At 52.6% G+C, this 1,309-nt stretch carries 1 protein-coding gene; it reads right to left on the minus strand.

Annotation, left to right across the window (positions count from 1 at the left end; translation table 11 throughout):
• Positions 1 to 43 precede the first annotated feature (43 nt).
• A complete protein-coding gene (locus BT116_RS30005; protein WP_072349396.1) occupies positions 44 to 1,219 on the minus strand; it encodes an integrase core domain-containing protein in 1,176 nt (391 codons plus the stop codon).
• Positions 1,220 to 1,309 lie beyond the last annotated feature (90 nt).

A 1,309-nucleotide genomic window follows, 5' to 3' on the forward strand; every position in this document is an offset into this window, starting at 1 on the left:
GGGGCATGTACGGGACAACCACATGGGTTACAAAAAAGTGCATTCACATAGGTGACACTTTTATTGAAACATAGCCGTTCTTTGCGTCCCTGGCATTGACGTGACCTAGGATCACCGGACCGAAGATCACATTCCATACCCCGTCCTTGATCATCTCCATTCCAATGTTCTGATGCCTGAGCAGATTCCCCACGTATATCCGCAGACCGGCTCGATTAATAATTCCGCTACCATCTGCCAGGTAACACTCAATGTGGCTCGCATACCCCATTTCCGGTAGCTTCTCCGGATAAGCTCGAGTGGAGGGTGTGTAGCAAGAGGCGGGAGTTTTCTGGCCGAGTGCCTCGTGTCCTCGTTCGTAATTGTAGTGCTGCATAAATCGATCAAAGTGTTTTTGCTGCGCCTCCCAAGCAATTGCCGGCGGTTGGGGAAAGGTACTTTTCAATGTCCGGTGCATACGTTCATGACGTCCATTTTGGTCTGGCCGACCGGGCTCAATTCGCTCAGGAATAATCCCAAGGCGTAACCACCAGATTGACAATTGCGACAGCCCAGCACGCCCTGTACTGGCAAACGGCACGCCGTTATCGGTGCGGATGCGCTCAGGCATCCCATACTCACGAAAAACGCGCTCGAAGGTTTGCTGGGTCTCCTTGAGATTGGTATTGGCCATGCTCTCGCAGGCAAGCAGGAAGCGACTGGCATGATCCATGATCGTCAGCGGATAACACCAAACGCCCGCCCCGGTAAGAAATTGCCCCTTGTAATCTGCGCTGAAAAGCTGATTAGGCGTTTCTGCCTTACGCAAAGGCTTGGGATAGACAGCGACACGCTGACGCGACGGTCTAGGCGTGATCAAGTCAGCGGCCTTAAGGATGTTGTAAATCGTCGTTTTCGACGGCGGATCCTGCCCCGGAAAACGTTTCATCAAGTCGTTCTGGATCTTTTTAGGGCCTGGAATCGTTTCGCCAACAGAACGAAGCTCAATGATGGCCTGCCTCACAACCAGCGGTACCACATAGGTTTGGTTGTGCCGTCGGCGGCTACGTTCGTCGAGCCCACTGGGTCCCTCCAGCTCATAGCGCTCGACCCACTTGTAGCCAGTCTTTCGGCTGATCTGATAGTCCTGGCACAGCCGGCTAAAGCTGTGCTTTTCGGATAGATACTCAGCGATGAACATCACTTTGAGGTCCATAGGTTTCAGCTCTCTCCAGGGCATGGTCAGATCCTCGCGAAATCGACCCTGCCAGTTAAAAACTGTTACCTATGTGCGTGAACTGATTTGTAACCCATGTGGGTGAGTCATACC

Origin of the sequence: Pseudomonas sp. NFACC16-2 (genome assembly GCF_900119205.1) — a bacterium.
GTDB lineage: Bacteria > Pseudomonadota > Gammaproteobacteria > Pseudomonadales > Pseudomonadaceae > Aquipseudomonas > Aquipseudomonas fluorescens_Q.

Excerpts from the sequence above, each read along its gene's own strand:
- BT116_RS30005 (WP_072349396.1), bottom strand. The coding sequence starts at position 1,219 with ATGCCCTGGAGAGAGCTGAAACCTATGGACCTCAAAGTGATGTTCATC.